Origin of the sequence: Aminobacter sp. J44 (assembly GCF_007829415.1) — a bacterium.
Lineage (GTDB): Bacteria > Pseudomonadota > Alphaproteobacteria > Rhizobiales > Rhizobiaceae > Aerobium.
The window spans coordinates 4,928-20,126 of sequence record NZ_VLJG01000046.1 but is presented as its reverse complement, the minus strand read 5'-3'; the positions used below and the strand labels follow the sequence as shown (position 1 = coordinate 20,126).

Below are 15,199 nucleotides of genomic sequence, written 5' to 3'. Positions count from 1 at the left end.
GGAATGCCGGCCGGCTTCAGCTCGGAATCCGCAGTACTACAACACCGAGAGGCCACACTCGTCGCTTGGATACAAGCCACCGGCACCCGAGGCCATCATCTGGCCTGCGCCAGCAAGCGGAGCAGCACCGTCATCTGCCCAGGCAATAGCCCCAAGGCCGATCATGAACTAAGATTGAAACCGGACCACCCTATGGGGTCAGGCCATCTTTAGGTCGAGGCTGCGGGACCCGTCTGCAATCAACTTGCGCGCTATATCTTCGGCCCGGGCTGCGTCACTGACATCCATGCGGAACTTCGGATCGAAGCCAGCTTTGAACCGCGCCGAGCGATCGGCCACGACAACTTCGTATTCCCCTTCAGCTGTCAGGTAGAAGATTTCAGCGCCATCCGCGGTCGTCGCCATCGGGATACGGGCAGGACGAGGCCGGAAGTCGTCGTCATATTCGTCGAGGCGCAGGAGAGCGGACTGGTAGATGTCAATGCCTGCCCGAACGTGTTCGTTATCCGCCCATTTACCCCCAAGCGGCGTGCGCATTCGTTCCGCGATCTGGTTCATCGCGAGGCCTTCCTCCTTGGCCATGGCGACAACCTCCCGACACTGGTCGTCAGTCATCGCGTCAAGCACCCGATAGAGTTCGGCATCGAAGTCCGCGACGCGAGCGTTGTGTTTCTCAATCGAATCATCAGAGAGTTCTCGACTCTCATTGGCAGGCGTTGCCTTGAGTTCCATTACCATCTCCTGACATTCAATGATGCGCTGCACGCTGCCTGATGAAAGGTGATCGCCCTCCAAAAGCCATCAAGTTTCTCCTATCGGCAAGACCGGCCGAACAGATTGACGTCTTGCAGCCAACTGGCGGGAGGAAAGTACAGCATCCCCCAGCGCCCCTCTGGAGGCCAGAGCAGGCGCATCGTCGTGCCATCGAAGATGGGGGAAGCTGCAGCGAGAAATCTGTCGCCTGCGCAAACGTCGTTTGCCCTTTCATATGCTATTTCACCAACATACCTTCAGACGGCGTTTGCTGCTGAATCGGAAATTTCGGCAACTCCTCCCTCTCTGCGCGGCGGTTCCTAGCCATGGGCAGGGTCAGCATCAACAAAATGCATGCCGACCCGAAGTCAGAGCGGATAGGAGATCCATCCAGACGCTGCAGCTCGGATCACCGTCACTGATTGCCGCCTTCGGACATTGCTGGTGGCACGTCCGTGGTGCGGTATAGTCTCAGCGGAAAATCGAGCCACAGTCGTGTGCCTGTATTTAACCTCGCCGCGGCTTTGTCGAGCTCCACCTGCACCTCTTCCCTGAAGCGGCGTAGCAAGTCTTTCAGCGTCTTGCCTATGCCGTCCACACCGAACAGCGGATCGATGTCGCTCAAACGATAGACGCCCTGCAGTGGGACAGAGAAGCTGTCTGAGCAGTCGATCATCGCAATCCCGACCCCTGTGCGTTGCCAAGGAGAATCCATTGGATTTGTTATGGAGAGCTTGTCTGCGGCCGTGAGAGCCAGAGCCATCAGCCTGCAACGCCTCTCCGCGAACGAGGGGGAACGGGTATCCCAAACGTGATCGACAAAGAGAATCCGTTCCGTCACCCCGTCGCCCACAATCCAGACAGGATGATTAGAGGTGTTCAACGGTTCACTTTCTTGCCCAAGAGGCTCAAGCTGGAGGTTTTCCCAGCTTCCCCGTCTCGCTTGTTCCAGAGCTGACTTGAGAATAAAGAGTGCACGGCTGTCGCGCTCCTCGACCCGCAGGTGGTCCGCATCGTCTAGGAGTATTGAAAAAGCACGGCTGAAAAGCTCATCTTCGCTACGAGCTACCGACCGGTCAGCCGTGATCACTGACAAGCACTTGTCCAGGGATATTTGGTCGAAGTGCAGCGAAGCGCGGACCTTTTCGACGACTTCCTTGAGGAGGGCGTCAAGTTCGGAGCCAGCATTCGGTGGTGTTTCAGTCTCACAGGAATTGGTACACATTGCATTGATCCTCTGAAATTGGGGCTACGCCCCAGGCCGGGCCTGCCTCGACAGGGACTCGATCGGAAAAGCAACCGCAGACCGCGGTAACGAGTTGCTCTGCCTGTTGTCCGTGGCCTGTCTTTCCTGGTCCTCAGTCGACGTTGTCGGGAATGGCTTTCGCCGGATTTCCCAAGCGATAAAACCGCGAAGAGGTGTGCGCGAAACCGAGCTCCAGATCGATATACCAGAGCTCCGGGGTGATCCTGAAAGGCGCAATGCTGCCCCGCACCGCTGCCCCGCACCGGATGGTCGAACATTGCGCCCTCCAGGCAGACCGCATTGGCCGAAACGCCAGTTGGCGGTCAAAGGTGCGTCCTCTAGCTCCGACGCGTCTGGCTGCTGGCCGCGCTATAGTCGCTCGAGAGCGCGCAGGAAAGATCGTAGCGCATCGATCCGCTCGGCCATCCGCTGCTCGTTGAATGAACCATTTCGTTCAATCACACCCATAGTGAGGGTCCTTTCTGGAGGTGGCCACGCGCGGACGCACTTCATCCTCACGCACGGAGTGCGCGGGCGCGCTGGCAGGGTTTCAGGTTGAGGTGTTGGGAGCTCGCCTATCGATCAGGCGAACGCAGGGCGGAGCAGCTGCTATGTAGGCCGTCGGGTCGAGCAGCTCTTACGTGTTCGCCGAGTGGCTTCAAATGACGAAAGAAAGCGGGTATCAGCAGACATAGCTTAGCTCCTTGAGGAAGAAGGGCTGAGTTAGTCTCCATCGTGGCGTTGGCGCGCCATGATGGAGACGCCTCATCAGAGGCATGGGCAGTATCGCCGGTACTCGGATTCCCGGCAAGAGCCCAGGACACATTTCGCTAAGTCCCGGCTTTCACCGTTTTTTTTGATTTGCCACCTGGGAAACGGCTGAGAGCCAGCACCGCCGGGGGGTTGCGAGTCTGGGGCTCGCCGAGGGAGAATTGGACCCTCAGACACTTATCCACAGAAAGTTGTTTTGCCCTGGAAGAAGGGGGCTCTTCATCAGCCTCCTCCCGCTTCTGACGATTAGGCTCAGCCTGCGCTTCGAAGACGTCGCCAACATCTTCAGCACTCCGGCCGAAAGCGGCTTCGCTAACGAACGCAGGCTCATCGAAGGCACGATCGATCTTTCGCTGCGCAGCGGTGCGACGCTCGGACTCTCCCCCGCCCATAGCGGCATCGGCTCCACTACCCGCACCACGAGCGGAACGACAGTTTAACGAACCGCGCCATCAGTTGCTTGCCATCACAAGCTTCGCGGCCTTTGTGTCGTACACATAGCCGGTAATGCTGCCGTCCCTGATGCGAGCAACCGCTTCGTCGATCACGAACAGCGGGACAAGAAACCATTCGCGCGGGATCACCGGATTTCCAAATCGGTCTTTAATCTCGATATTAAGCCGCGCTGGATCGAAGAGGCGATGGATCAGGTTTTCAAGCTTCGTCCGATTTATGTTGGCAAGATTATAGGTCGCAACAACCTCCACATCGGCCAGCAGAAAGGTCGGGTCGAGCTTGGCGTTAGCGATCCTCGATTTCACGTCACCACCGGTCACGCCAATCTTGTGGAGCACATCGCGGTGCGGAGTGATGGCGGCATCCTGGGACTTGCTGCGAAGGACGTAAATCGTGCCGCTGGCGAGGTCGCCGTATTCACTCTCGCTGGCAAATAGCGGCCCGGCGACTGGATCAGTGATGCGCCGACCCGCCTCGTCCTTTTGCAGTGCTCTCTCAACGGAGCGCTTGAGCATCATGCTCTCCGTTCCATTGTCGAAGATCACCCGCAGGCGACGATCCTTTCGCCCATAGTCGGCAACAAACTCCTCCCCTTCCTCGGCAATATATGCTTTCTGGCCGCCGAGAATGAACCAGTGGCCCCTCTCGATACGGGCATCATCACGGAATGGCCGGGTCTCGCGAAATCCAGCCGCAAGCTCGCGCTGCACTTGATCGAATAACGGCTTGAAGCGATCAAAGTCTTTGCATTTCTCCCTGTTAGCGATCTCCTCCGCAGCCTTTTTTTCGGCACTACCGCGGACATGGCGCAGGACCGTGATGTCATTGTCGCAGGAAACGTCTGCAAGCTCGGATGCCAATTCGTCGACGTCTATGGCTTCATTCGCTGAACCTGCGGCAGCAGGTGACCCGGCCAGCAAGCGCTGATGATCCAGCGGCTCCAGCAAGGCATGCCATTCCGGAAGCGCGCGCAGGCGGTCGAGCCGCACTGCATACAGGCGCTCAAAGATGTCGCGATCCTCGCCGTGCTGCGGCACTCGCCCATGCTCTTCGACGAAACGCTGAATTTCCTCGAAACCGGCGATCACGCGCTCTTCGATGGGCGAACGCCCTCTCTTCTTTTCGGGCGGTGCGAACTCGGCCAGTTCCGCGGCCAGATCATCGAGATCGGAATTACTCATAACGCCCCTCTGCCTTGTAGCGCATAAAGGCCGCCGCGCCTTCAGCGAGATGCTTTTCCCAAGGGTCCTGCGAAGTCACCGATGGTACCCGGCCCCGCTCGCGCTTGAACTCCACTGCTCGCGTGGCGATCACTTTAGCCTCTTCTGGTGTCATGGCCGTGCGCTTGGCCGAAATGGCTGCAGCGACGTGCTTCAAACTCTCCTCGTTCATCTTCTTGGCGAGGATGGCATAGGCTTCGCCAAAGGGGTTGATCCGGTCGATGAGGTCTATGTCTAGCTCGCGCACATCCATCGCGAAACGACGCACCCCGTCTATTAGGGAGGTGTTGCGCGCCACCTCGCCGTTTTCGCCGTCCGTAACCAGCCGTTTGGCCTGCTGGACGAGGTTGAGCGCAGCAATGGCGTGCTGACGGACCGCCTCTTGGTCTTCGGCCTCGAGATGCGGATACTTCTCCCGGATTATCTTGCCCATGCGGACCTGAGTCAGTTCTTCGGGTACCAGCTCTTCATCGAACAGGCCGCGCTCGATGTTGGACTTGTCCTGAACGAAAGCCGCGATCACTTCGTTCAGATCTTCCTGACAAATTCGCGCCGCCTCCTTGCCCTTGGGTTCGACTAGCCCCTTGATCTCGATCTGGTATGTGCCCGTCTGATCGTTGAAGCCGGTGTTGCAGCGATCTGGGTCATAGCCGCCCTCGCCATAGTCAAAGTCTGGCGTCGGGCCGCTATCGGGGTTCTTGGGCCTGAACTCGAAGCGCGGCACAAGCACCTGCTCCATCAGCAGGCTTGCCGCAATGGCCTTTAGCGTATCGTTGACGGCCTCGGTGACTGCCTCCTCGGATGCGTCCGTCTCGGCGATCAGGTTGGTGAACGTGGCCCGCGTCTTGCCCGGCGCGTCGCGGGTCGCCCGACCGATGATCTGCACAATTTCAGTCAGGCTGGCGCGGTAGCCTACGGTCAACGCACGCTCACACCAGATCCAGTCGAATCCCTCCTTCGCCATGCCCAGAGCGATGATGATGTCGACATGGTCGCGGTTGTTCTTCTGCGCCGGGTCTTTTAGCGCGGCCACCACCCGGTCACGCTTCGAAGGCTCGTCATCCACCAGGTCAGCAATGCGCAGCACGCGACCATCAGGACGCTTCACAAGCTGGAAACCTGTCGCCGGATCGATGCCCTGCCACTCCCCCAGCGCCTCGATGATGTGCTCCACCTCGCGCAGCTTGTCCTTCGTGCTTTCGCGCGAATTGACGTTGGGGATGTGGATGATGGTCTTTTCTTCTGGATCGAGGACGTTGAGGATGTCGTCAACGTAAGACCCGCTGTAGAAGAAGTAGCCGATATCAAGCTGCTTGAGGTACTCGTAGCCGCTGAGCTGCTCGTAGTAGGTATAGGTAACGGTATCGAACTTCGCTTCATCCTGTGGCGACAGCACAGCCTCGGCATCACCCCGGAAGTACGAGCCGGTCATGGCGACAATATGCGTCTTGCCGCGCTCAATGAACTGTCCGAGATGCGTGCCCAGCTTGTTGTCGGGATTGGCCGACACATGGTGGAACTCATCCACGGCAATTAACCGATCATCGAATGCCTCCACACCATAGGCGTCCACCGCGAAGCGGAAGGTCGCGTGGGTGCATACCAGCACCTTGTCATCGCTCTCGAGGAACGCGCCCAGCGACTTGACCTTGCCGCCGTTGTCATTGCCCGGCGCGTTGCACAGGTTCCACTTCGGCTCCACGTGCCAGTCGGCCCAGAAGCCGTACTTCGACAGCGTCTCGTTGTTGAAGCTGGCCCCGATGGATTTCTCGGGCACAACGATGATGGCCTGCTTGATGCCCTGGTTGTGCAGCTTGTCGAGCGCGATGAACATCAGCGCGCGGCTCTTGCCAGAGGCGGGCGGCGACTTGATGAGCAGGTATTGCTCGCCCCGCTTTTCGTAAGCCCGCTCCTGCATCGGGCGCATGCCAAGCGCATTCACCTTGGTCGATGCGCCACTGCGGGCGTAGCTGACGGAAACGGACGGTACGGATTTGATCTTGTCGTTCATGCTTTGCCCCCCGCTTTGCGCTTCGCGCCTTTGGCCGGGCCAGCCGAAGCGGTCATTTTGGTGTAGAGATCGAATAGCTTTTCCAGCCGCTCGGTATCGTTCTTGAAGCGCCGACCGATGTAGATGCGCTCCAGCACTTCGTCATTGCGCTCGTGCGCCGCGCGTAGGTCATCGGGCATTTTCTCGGCATCGTAGAGTTCGGCGATGGTCGCCGGGAAGTGCCGTTCCCGGGCCAGCAGGATGTCTTCCGCGCAGCGCGTGAGATCGGCCTTGTTCTTTTCCGTAAGCACTGGTAGCGGGAAACCGTTATACGTGAGCAACGATGAATACCTAATCCCGGCCCCAAGTCCGCCAGAGATTGCTTCTGCCCAGATGCGATGTAGAGTGGAAGAAAGGATCGCCAGCACCCATTCCTCGTCTGTGAACGTCACAAAGGCGAGATCAGTCGTAATCGTATTGCTTGATACGAAATCGGGTGTCAGGTAGGGAATGCCATCCACCGTGTTCTTTGGCAAGACTATGGAACTCGACTCAATGTGACATCGCTGTGCAAACCGGTGTGGAATCCGTGAGTAGCCAATAGTGGTTGGTGCTTTTGAACGCAGTCGAAAATCCCGTGTAGCTTCAATCCGCTTGCGGATTGGTTCAATAGACATGGCGAAGCCGACATCATCATCTTCCACCCAAATGCACCAGCGCCGAGTCCCTTGTCTGATCTCAGTCGTCCCAATGAGTGGTCGAAGCAGGGGCCTTGCGTTCGGAGCCTCTTTAAGAAGCGACTCCTTCTCGTCGCTCTCCAGGATCAAGTTGCCACCGTCTCTCGCCATGTTGCCTGAAACAAGTTTTGGGAGCTGAGTGGCAAGTGCCCCGGCAGCCTGGCGAATGTAGTCCTCGTTACCTGCAATCAAGTAGGGGGAGATCGACGCCACTTCACGGACTGTTTCACCGTCAAAGATGCGTCGCCTCTTCGCCTTGTCCCGAGTGACTCCGATGATGACGCACCATACTCCCGCGTTCAGCTTGGCATTGTTCGCCCAACGGAACTGTGTGTGACCAAATAAAATAGATTCGCCGTTGCGATAAAGACGGGACCACAAGTGCTCAACCTGCTCACCTCTAGAAATCGAGTTAGTCGAGACAAACGCAAAGTCAGTAGCACGGACGTTGGAGTATTCCGATGCCTTGATGTACCAGGCCACAACGTAATCGCAGTCCTTGTAGTCATTTCCTCCGCCGAAGACTAATGCCATGTCACTCTTTTGCGCGAGGGTCTGTTTCCTCGCACCTTTGAACGGTGGATTACCGCAAATGTACGTCTCTCCCCCTTCGTTCTCAAAGTCAATTTCCGCCTGATCAAGGGGAGTGCCAAACAGATCATCGGCCTGCATCTTCACACAGGCTCCGGTCGACGGGCAAATGCTCAACCAATCCAGTCGCAGTGCATTGCCACAAACGATCCAGTTCTCACTGCTTAGAGGCAGAAACTCAGCCAGCGCCAGTTTCTGTCCCCGGTACAAAACATCGCACTGATACTCAGCGATGACCAGCGCAAGGCGGGCGATCTCCGCCGGGAAGTCGCGCAGCTCGATTCCGCGAAAGTTGGTGAGCGGGATATCGGACGCGCGATCTGGCTCACCACGCCGCTTGTTGATCTCGGCCTCAATAGCGCGCATTTCCTTGTAGGCGATCACCAGGAAGTTGCCCGAACCACAGGCCGGATCGAACACGCGAATGCGGGCAATTCGCTTGCGCAGGTTCAGCAAGGTGCGCGGGTTGTCTCCCGCGTCTTCCAGCCTGGCGCGCAGATCGTCGAGGAACAGCGGGTTCAGCACCTTGAGGATGTTGGGAACGCTAGTGTAGTGCATTCCCAGTTCGCCGCGCTCGTCGTCTTCGGTAATCGCCTGGATCATCGAGCCGAAGATGTCGGGATTGATCTTGGTCCAATCCAGGCCACCTACATGCAGCAGATAGGAGCGCGCGATCTTGCTGAACCGCGGAACCTCATCGCTGCCTGAAAACAGGCGTCCGTTGACGTAAGGGAACTCGTCAGCCCAGCGCGGAATGCCGCCGCCCGCCCTGTCCTCGCGCTTCGTGTTCATGGCGCGGAACAAGGTGGCGATGACTTCGTGCGTGTTGGACGAATCCCTGGCGCTCATTGTCCCCACGGTTTCGGTGAAGCGCCCCTTGCCCGCGAAAATACCGGTGTCTTCGGCAAAGAAGCAGAAGATCAGGCGCGCCATGAACTTGTTCATATCCTGGCGGCGCTCGCCCTGGCCCCATTCGGGGTTGTCCTTCAGCAGCTCGACGTACAGGCGATTGAGGCGGCTCGTAGCCCGGATGTCGAAAGCGTTTTCGCTGATCTGACGGACCGTGCTGATGCCCGCCAGCGCCAGGAAGAAGCCGAAATGATCCGGAAAACCCTTGTACGCGCAGGCAACGGTCTCGCCGCTGGCAAGATCTTCAGCTTCGAAGTCCACGCCATCCGTGGCGAGGATGAACTTCGCTTTGGCCTTGGCCGTGGCCTGGCTGCCCCTGAGCGTCGCGAGCGCCTGCCTGACCTGCCCCGGCGCGCAGGTCAAGATATGGATATTGTTTGCCTGGAGCACGCCGCCGACATCGGACTTGTTCGTAGCACCCGTGCGCAGGCGCTTGAGCGTCGTCTCCTTGTTGCCGAAGGCCGCAAGGAACGCATAGGGAAACTCAACGGGGTCGAACGGCTGCTCAGTGAGGTCCGTAACCGCCTGCTCAATCTCTACAGCGTTCATGAGCGCGCACCCCTCCTCCCAAGTAGGGCTGCCTGACGATTGCTGCGTTGCGTGGCACTCATGTCTTGTCCCATTTCTTCTCGGCTTTCTGCTTGCCAATTTAGCGAATCCAGTTCGCTGCGGCGAAACCGTCAGGTATCGCCCCCTGCTGGGCCAGCCTGTATACGCTCTTCTTCCCCGCCTTAAGGTAAACCGCCACTTGGTTCAGCGTGAGGATTTCACTATCGGGTTGTTCCATGATGGAGCTCGCGACACCTCACGCGGCCAAGTCTTGCCAAATCCGGTCAAGTGTACCCGATTCGCCCGCCATACTCCGGCTGCCTCGATCACTCCGCCGAATGCTTTCGCTTCAATTCTGTTGGATAGAGCATAATGAACCGCAAAGGGGCAGCTCCCCCTCCCCTCAGACGAAGGTCTGCGCAGCCTGGGATCAAATCGAGAAATTGGGGGGCAGGCATAGCTACCGAAATTCACCGGCAGCTGGGCATCTTCTTCCACCACCATGCACTCTTGGCGGAAGCGAAACATCATCGTCGCGTTTTGGAAGGGGCGACCCAGTTCATAAGCTCGAAGAGACAGGATGGCGCACCCTTGGTGGCTTGTGATGCCTTTGGTTACGCCTAAGCCCAACCGATGTGCAAACCAAGTGGGAAATTGTCGGTGTCCCGACGTGATTGCCCCTGCTGCCTTAATCCTCCGAAGCCATCGACATCTGTCGCTTAAGTCCCACACGATAGTGATAGGAACCGCGAGCCCCCACAGCAACACGATCTCCTGCACGCGCATTCTGCAGTTTGAAGAAGGTTCCTATCCCCCCTCTTGCGGAACAGTTTTTTTCGATCCGTGGAGATCGGTGGAGACAACCACCCCCCCCCTCACATTCGACAAGAACCTCGCGATCAGCCCGTCTTTGTTTGAGCCGCCGACCGCAGCTCTCTCGAAGAACTCGCGAAGGTAGAAGTTCTAATAGCTCCGGGCATTGTACATCAATAATACCCCCTCGTCGGGGATTCTCCGCGCAAAGTGCAGAAACGTTCCTGGCTGGGGAAACTGGCGGGAAGTTGCTGTTTTACATGTTATTGGCGAAGAGTCTCATCACCTCGGTGTACTGACCGCGGTAGCGGGCGAGTTCCTCAGGGAACGCCGGCCCTGTCACGTAGTGGCCGCTGTACTCAAGATCGACCGCGGGGCTTTGCGAGTGCGGAAGGCTTGAAGGTCCGCTCTGCCGGTAATACCTTCTGACTACAAGGTAATGCGAGGTGAACCATGCCGACGACTGTAACAGCGAAGGGCCAGGTTACCATCCCCAAGGCAGTTCGGGATCTTCTGGGTATCAAGCCGGGCAGCAAGGTTGAATTCAAGCGTGCTGAGGACGGCAGCGTCGTCATCTTGCGCGCCGACCAGTCGGCACCTTCCAAGCGCTTTGAGCGGCTGCGCGGACACGCAGGCAAGGGCCTTGATACGGACGCGATCATGGCTCTGACGCGAGGCGAAGCTTGACGCTGGTCGATACGAACGTCCTCTTGGATCTCGTCACCAATGACGAGGCTTGGGGGGACTGGTCGATCGCGCAACTGGAAGAGGCGAGCCTCCGTGGACCTCTCGTCATCAACGACGTCGTCTATGCGGAACTTTCGGTCCGTTATGAGCGGATCGAAGATCTCGAGGCGTTCATTGATGCTGCGGGTCTTGAGCTAAGGCCCCTGCCCCGCTCGGCGCTGTTTCTGGCGGGAAAGGTGTTCACGCGCTACCGCAGATCCGGGGGTACGCGCACAGGTGTGCTTCCCGACTTCTTCATCGGCGCACATGCCGCTGTAGCAGAACTTCCCCTGCTGACCCGGGACGTTGGCCGTTATCAGACCTACTTCCCAACGGTTGAACTAATTTTCCCTGAGTGAACCCTCCGCGCGCTGCGTAATCGCCTGCAAGGCAAAAGCTTGCTCCACAGGTCGCTGGGGCTTAGCCGGGGTCATCGGAAAGCCAAGGTGCATGCCACCAATTGGCGCTGGCTCTCGCGCCAGGTGGATGATCCCGTTGCCGGTCGACTCCTATCGAGCCGGGACCAAACCGCCGCGCACCCTTCCCCCTCTCCCAACCTCACTGCCCGGTCAGGTCTCTCGTATGAGCATCTGAGGTCGACGTCCCAACCTAAGCTTATACAGGCGGTTGCCGACTCGAGATTACCGGTTGGATTTGGAATGGGTAGTGTCGGATGCTCCAGAGCCCCTTCCCGTTCTCACAAATTTGGCCGCTGTTGACGCCGTAGCCGATCGGCAGCGTATTGCCTTCGAGCCGCTTCTCTGCGTGGGCGCGGATAAGTGGGGCGGACCAGGTGTAACCTGAAGTGGGGTTGGCGTCCGACGAGAAGGAGAACTGCGGAATCGCCATTTTATGAGCACCGCTCAGCTGCTCGAAAACCCCGGCCGACTTCCCTTCGTGTCATCCGGTCTGCGGAGAATCAGTTACTTTCTTGAGGAGCGTCTGGCGCGTCACATGGTTGACGGCAGCGCAATGCAACTCGACGGCGACACGTCCACGTCGGGTCTTCGCAGGCAGGATTTTTGTCAGCCGGCAAAACCCCAAAAATGTAGTGATACGTCAGCAGCTTAGAGGAGTTCGAACGTGGGCAGACAGTGCTAGTTCTTCCCGTGCTCGTGCTTGCGCGTATTAACTTTTCATTAACCCTAAAGTCCTTGACCCAACGCCAGAATCGCCGCGATAATTGCGCAAATTTCGTCAGTACGCGAAATTTTGCGTAACTGTCCGACTTAGAGGCAAATTTGCGAGATGAACGACCTCGTCGTTACCCGGTTCGACCGTGAGATTGCGCAGCAGGGCGCGAGGATTTCCAGCGCCTTGAACATGCTGCGCACCCAACAATATCCGCCGGACGCGAGGAAGGGGCTTCGCAAGTTCCAGGTTGCCGAGGTCGCCGATTTTCTGGGGGTGACTCAGAGCCATCTGCGTCAACTTCATGCAGATGGGAAGGGGCCTTCCCCAGAGATCAGCGGCGGCCGTCGCTTCTACACGGCAGAGCAGATGCTCGAGCTGCGGGAGCATCTCGAAGCCAATAAGAAATCGGATCGTCGGATTTACGTGCCGAAGCGGAAGGACGGTGAGCCTCTTCAAGTCGTATCCGTGGTCAATTTTAAAGGTGGCTCCGGGAAGACGACCACGGCAGCCCACCTCGCCCAGTATCTTGCTCTGACCGGGCATCGGGTGTTGGCCATCGATCTTGATCCCCAGGCGTCCCTGACCTCGCTTTTCGGTATTCAGCCGGAGCTGGATGAGGTTGGTTCTCTGTACGAGGCTCTTCGCTTCGACGATGAGCGCGTCCCAATCTCCAACGTCATTCGCAAAACCAACATTCCGAACCTGCACGTTGTGCCTGCCAGCCTCTTGCTACAGGAGTATGAATACGATGTGCCCATGGCGATCGCCGGCAAGAAAGGCGATGAGGGGCGGTTGTTTCACCTTCGCATCGTGAATGCGCTGAAGGAGGTGGATGCAGACTACGATCTGGTTGTCATCGATTGCCCGCCGCAGCTCGGCTATTTGACCATTACAGCGCTGATGGCGTCGACAGGCATTCTCATCACGATCCATCCGCAGATGCTCGATATCATGTCGATGTCGCAGTTCCTGCAGATGCTCGGGGGTATCCTGACGTCCGTTGCCGACGCTGGCGCCGAGATCCGGGTGAAGTGGTTCAGGTACCTGATCACGCGGTTTGAACCGACAGACATTCCGCAGACGCAGATGATCGGTTTCATGCAGAGCCTGTTCGCGCAGCACATGCTCAAGAACCATGTTCTGAAGTCGACGGCTATTTCTGACGCATCGATCCGGAAGCAGACACTTTACGAAGTCGAGAAGTCGGAGTTCGTCAGGTCGACCTATGAACGGGCTATAGAGAGCCTCAACGCTTCAAACGGCGAAATCGCCACCCTTATTCATCAGACATGGGGACGGCGATGAGTGTTTTGTCAGCCGTACATTCCTCGCTAAAATTGAAACAGATCAAGGGAATAGCCGAATTCAAGCTCGGCACCGGAGGCCGCAGTGTCACGTAAGAATCCGTTCGCATCCCTCGACTTGGCTGCACTGAATGCTGAAGCTCAGGCACGCCCCGCTCCCGGCTATGGAATGACCGGCGCGGCCAAGACGGTTGTACGGTCGATCGAGGAAATGGCGGAGAGCACGAAGAGGCTTATGGAAGGGGAAGCGATCATTGAGCTTGATCCCGCCCTGGTCGATGCCTCGCCGATCGCTGACCGTCTCCAAGACGACGAAGATGAGTACGTTGAGCTGAGATCCGCGATCTCGACCAACGGCCAGTCAAGTCCCATCCTGGTTCGGCCTCATCCGGACGTCGATGGACGGTACATCGTGGTGTTTGGTCATCGCCGGTTGCGCGTCGCACGCGAACTCGGACGTCGGGTGCGCGCAGTCGTCAAGAAGCTGGATGAAATTGCGTCTGCGATCGCTCAGGGCCAGGAGAATTCGGCGCGTTCCAATCTCTCGTTCATCGAGCGGGCCTTCTTTGCGCGGAACCTGCTGGAGCAGGGCATGACAAAGGACGTGGTAAAGTCGGCCATGGGCATCGATGATGCGATGCTGTCAAAAATGCTCGGCGTCATTGAAGCCGTTCCACATGAGATCGTTTCGGTCTTGGGGGCATGCAAGAAGATCGGTCGCGACAAGTGGCTGAGCCTGCGACAGCTCTTGCTAAAGCCCGCCCATCTCGAAGTGGCCCGGTCGTACGTCGCGTCAGACGATTTCGTGGCGCTTGATCCGGAGAAACGGTTCGACGTCCTGCACGAATATATGAAGCGCTACCAGGCGCGATCCGTTGCCAGGAGACCGAAGAAGGAAAACCCGACCGTGACCTGGGCGGCCGCTGACGCTGCCGCCAGCGCGAAATCGGTTTCCAGGACAAAGAGCATTGTCGTTGAATTTTCCAACGTTGAAGGGAAGGCCTTCGGCGATTGGATTACCCGTAATCTGGACACCCTGTATGAGGCGTTCAGACACAACAGGAAGGTTCAAGCAGGAGACTGATAGCAAAAGAAAAAGGCCCCCAAACGTCCCCGTCGTGGAAGCCTCTCTCGTTCTGTAGCAAGTCGAGAATCGCAAATCCGCGAATCGCTGTCAAGAGTCCTGGTGGCTCGGTGCGTCGTTTTGGCGAGCAGGTTTCTTTTGCCTCAACGTAGGTGAGGGAAAGATGCAGACGCATTTGGCAACGACGCCGTTCGGGCGGCGGTCGCTGTCGCTCGGCATGCTTGCAGCGCAAATGGCGGCAAAGGACGTCGCCAGCACTKCCAGYGTGCAAAAGTGGCAGGTTTTCAGGGATATTAAGGAAGCGCGCAATGCGATTGGAGCAACCGACAGGGGACTCGCGATCTTGGACGCGCTGCTGTCGTTTCACCCCGACGCGGAGCTTTCCGGCGCGAGCCAGCTGGTCGTGTGGCCGTCGAATGAGCAGCTCATTGCGCGTGCCAACGGCATGTCGCCGGCAACGCTGCGCCGGCATCTCGCCAACCTCGTCGAGTGCGGCCTGATCATCCGCCGCGACAGCCCGAACGGCAAGCGCTTTGCCCGGAAAGGGGAGGGGGGCTCAATCGAGCAGGCCTACGGCTTTGACCTGTCGCCGCTGGTTGCCCGTGCCGCAGAGTTCAAGGAGCTCGCCGAACAGACGCGCGCCGAGCGTCGCGCCGTACGAGTGGCACGTGAAAAGATCACCATCATTCGCCGCGACATCGTCAAGATGATCGAGACCGGCATTGAGGAAGGCGTACCCGGCAACTGGGGCAGGATCCAGCTTGCCTACCAGGAGATCATCTCGCGCCTGCCGCGTACGGCCGCCCTCGAGACCCTCGAAGCGATCTCCGCTGAGCTCGACGCGCTTTGGCAGGACATCCGCGACGCATTGGAATCCTTCATTAATTCGCAGAATCTGAACGCCAATGAGTCTCAA

At 58.2% G+C, this 15,199-nt stretch carries 11 protein-coding genes and 1 pseudogene; 6 read left to right on the top strand and 6 right to left on the bottom strand.

Annotation, left to right across the window (positions count from 1 at the left end):
• Positions 1 to 172 (top strand): integrase core domain-containing protein (locus L610_RS15605; RefSeq protein ID WP_144706181.1); only part of this gene is annotated, 172 nt, incomplete at its 5' end.
• 26 nt (positions 173 to 198) lie between these two features.
• Here L610_RS15605 and L610_RS15600 read toward each other — a convergent pair.
• The 6 genes and pseudogenes from L610_RS15600 to L610_RS20580 form a co-directional block, all read right to left on the bottom strand.
• Entirely contained in the window at positions 199 to 732 is a 534-nt protein-coding gene (locus tag L610_RS15600; protein ID WP_144706179.1) for a hypothetical protein, read from the bottom strand.
• 436 nt (positions 733 to 1,168) lie between these two features.
• Positions 1,169 to 1,978 carry a hypothetical protein gene (locus L610_RS15595; RefSeq protein ID WP_144706177.1) on the bottom strand — a complete coding sequence of 270 codons (810 nt, stop codon included), beginning with the start codon at positions 1,976 to 1,978 and terminating at the stop codon, positions 1,169 to 1,171.
• A 1,244-nt stretch (positions 1,979 to 3,222) separates the two neighbouring features.
• A complete protein-coding gene (locus L610_RS15590; protein ID WP_144706175.1) occupies positions 3,223 to 4,407 on the bottom strand; it encodes a GIY-YIG nuclease family protein in 1,185 nt (394 codons plus the stop codon).
• Positions 4,400 to 6,457, bottom strand: coding sequence for a DEAD/DEAH box helicase (locus L610_RS15585; protein WP_144706173.1), 2,058 nt, complete (start codon positions 6,455 to 6,457; stop codon positions 4,400 to 4,402). The genes L610_RS15590 and L610_RS15585 overlap by 8 nt, the downstream gene beginning before the upstream one ends.
• On the bottom strand, positions 6,454 to 9,222 hold the full coding sequence (locus L610_RS15580; RefSeq protein ID WP_144706171.1) for a DNA methyltransferase: 2,769 nt from the start codon (positions 9,220 to 9,222) through the stop codon (positions 6,454 to 6,456). The genes L610_RS15585 and L610_RS15580 overlap by 4 nt, the downstream gene beginning before the upstream one ends.
• Positions 9,223 to 9,284: 62 nt before the next feature.
• Positions 9,285 to 9,460, bottom strand: a pseudogene (locus L610_RS20580) (helix-turn-helix transcriptional regulator); the annotation flags it as partial.
• 1,028 nt (positions 9,461 to 10,488) lie between these two features.
• Here L610_RS20580 and L610_RS15570 point away from each other — a divergent pair.
• From L610_RS15570 to repC, 5 genes are all read left to right on the top strand, one after another.
• A complete protein-coding gene (locus L610_RS15570) occupies positions 10,489 to 10,722 on the top strand; it encodes an AbrB/MazE/SpoVT family DNA-binding domain-containing protein (protein WP_144706169.1) in 234 nt (77 codons plus the stop codon).
• The gene (locus L610_RS15565; protein ID WP_144706167.1) at positions 10,719 to 11,120 is read left to right on the top strand and encodes a type II toxin-antitoxin system VapC family toxin; all 402 of its coding nucleotides are present in this window, start codon (positions 10,719 to 10,721) and stop codon (positions 11,118 to 11,120) included. The genes L610_RS15570 and L610_RS15565 overlap by 4 nt, the downstream gene beginning before the upstream one ends.
• Positions 11,121 to 12,009: 889 nt before the next feature.
• Positions 12,010 to 13,200, top strand: a complete 1,191-nt coding sequence (gene repA, locus L610_RS15560; protein WP_144706165.1) for a plasmid partitioning protein RepA — start codon at positions 12,010 to 12,012, stop codon at positions 13,198 to 13,200.
• A gap of 84 nt (positions 13,201 to 13,284) precedes the next feature.
• The gene (gene repB, locus L610_RS15555; protein ID WP_144706162.1) at positions 13,285 to 14,283 is read left to right on the top strand and encodes a plasmid partitioning protein RepB; all 999 of its coding nucleotides are present in this window, start codon (positions 13,285 to 13,287) and stop codon (positions 14,281 to 14,283) included.
• Between the two features lie 163 nt (positions 14,284 to 14,446).
• The coding region (gene repC, locus L610_RS15550; RefSeq protein ID WP_144702040.1) for a plasmid replication protein RepC at positions 14,447 to 15,199 on the top strand (753 nt) is incomplete at its 3' end.

Bases quoted from the DNA above. Each gene is read 5' to 3' on its own strand.
- L610_RS15600 (WP_144706179.1), bottom strand. From the start codon at position 732: ATGGAACTCAAGGCAACGCCTGCCAATGAGAGTCGAGAACTCTCTGAT.
- L610_RS15585 (WP_144706173.1), bottom strand. From the start codon at position 6,457: ATGAACGACAAGATCAAATCCGTACCGTCCGTTTCCGTCAGCTACGCC.
- L610_RS15590 (WP_144706175.1), bottom strand. From the start codon at position 4,407: ATGAGTAATTCCGATCTCGATGATCTGGCCGCGGAACTGGCCGAGTTC.
- repA (WP_144706165.1), top strand. From the start codon at position 12,010: ATGAACGACCTCGTCGTTACCCGGTTCGACCGTGAGATTGCGCAGCAG.
- L610_RS15580 (WP_144706171.1), bottom strand. From the start codon at position 9,222: ATGAACGCTGTAGAGATTGAGCAGGCGGTTACGGACCTCACTGAGCAG.
- L610_RS15595 (WP_144706177.1), bottom strand. From the start codon at position 1,978: ATGTGTACCAATTCCTGTGAGACTGAAACACCACCGAATGCTGGCTCC.
- L610_RS15570 (WP_144706169.1), top strand. From the start codon at position 10,489: ATGCCGACGACTGTAACAGCGAAGGGCCAGGTTACCATCCCCAAGGCA.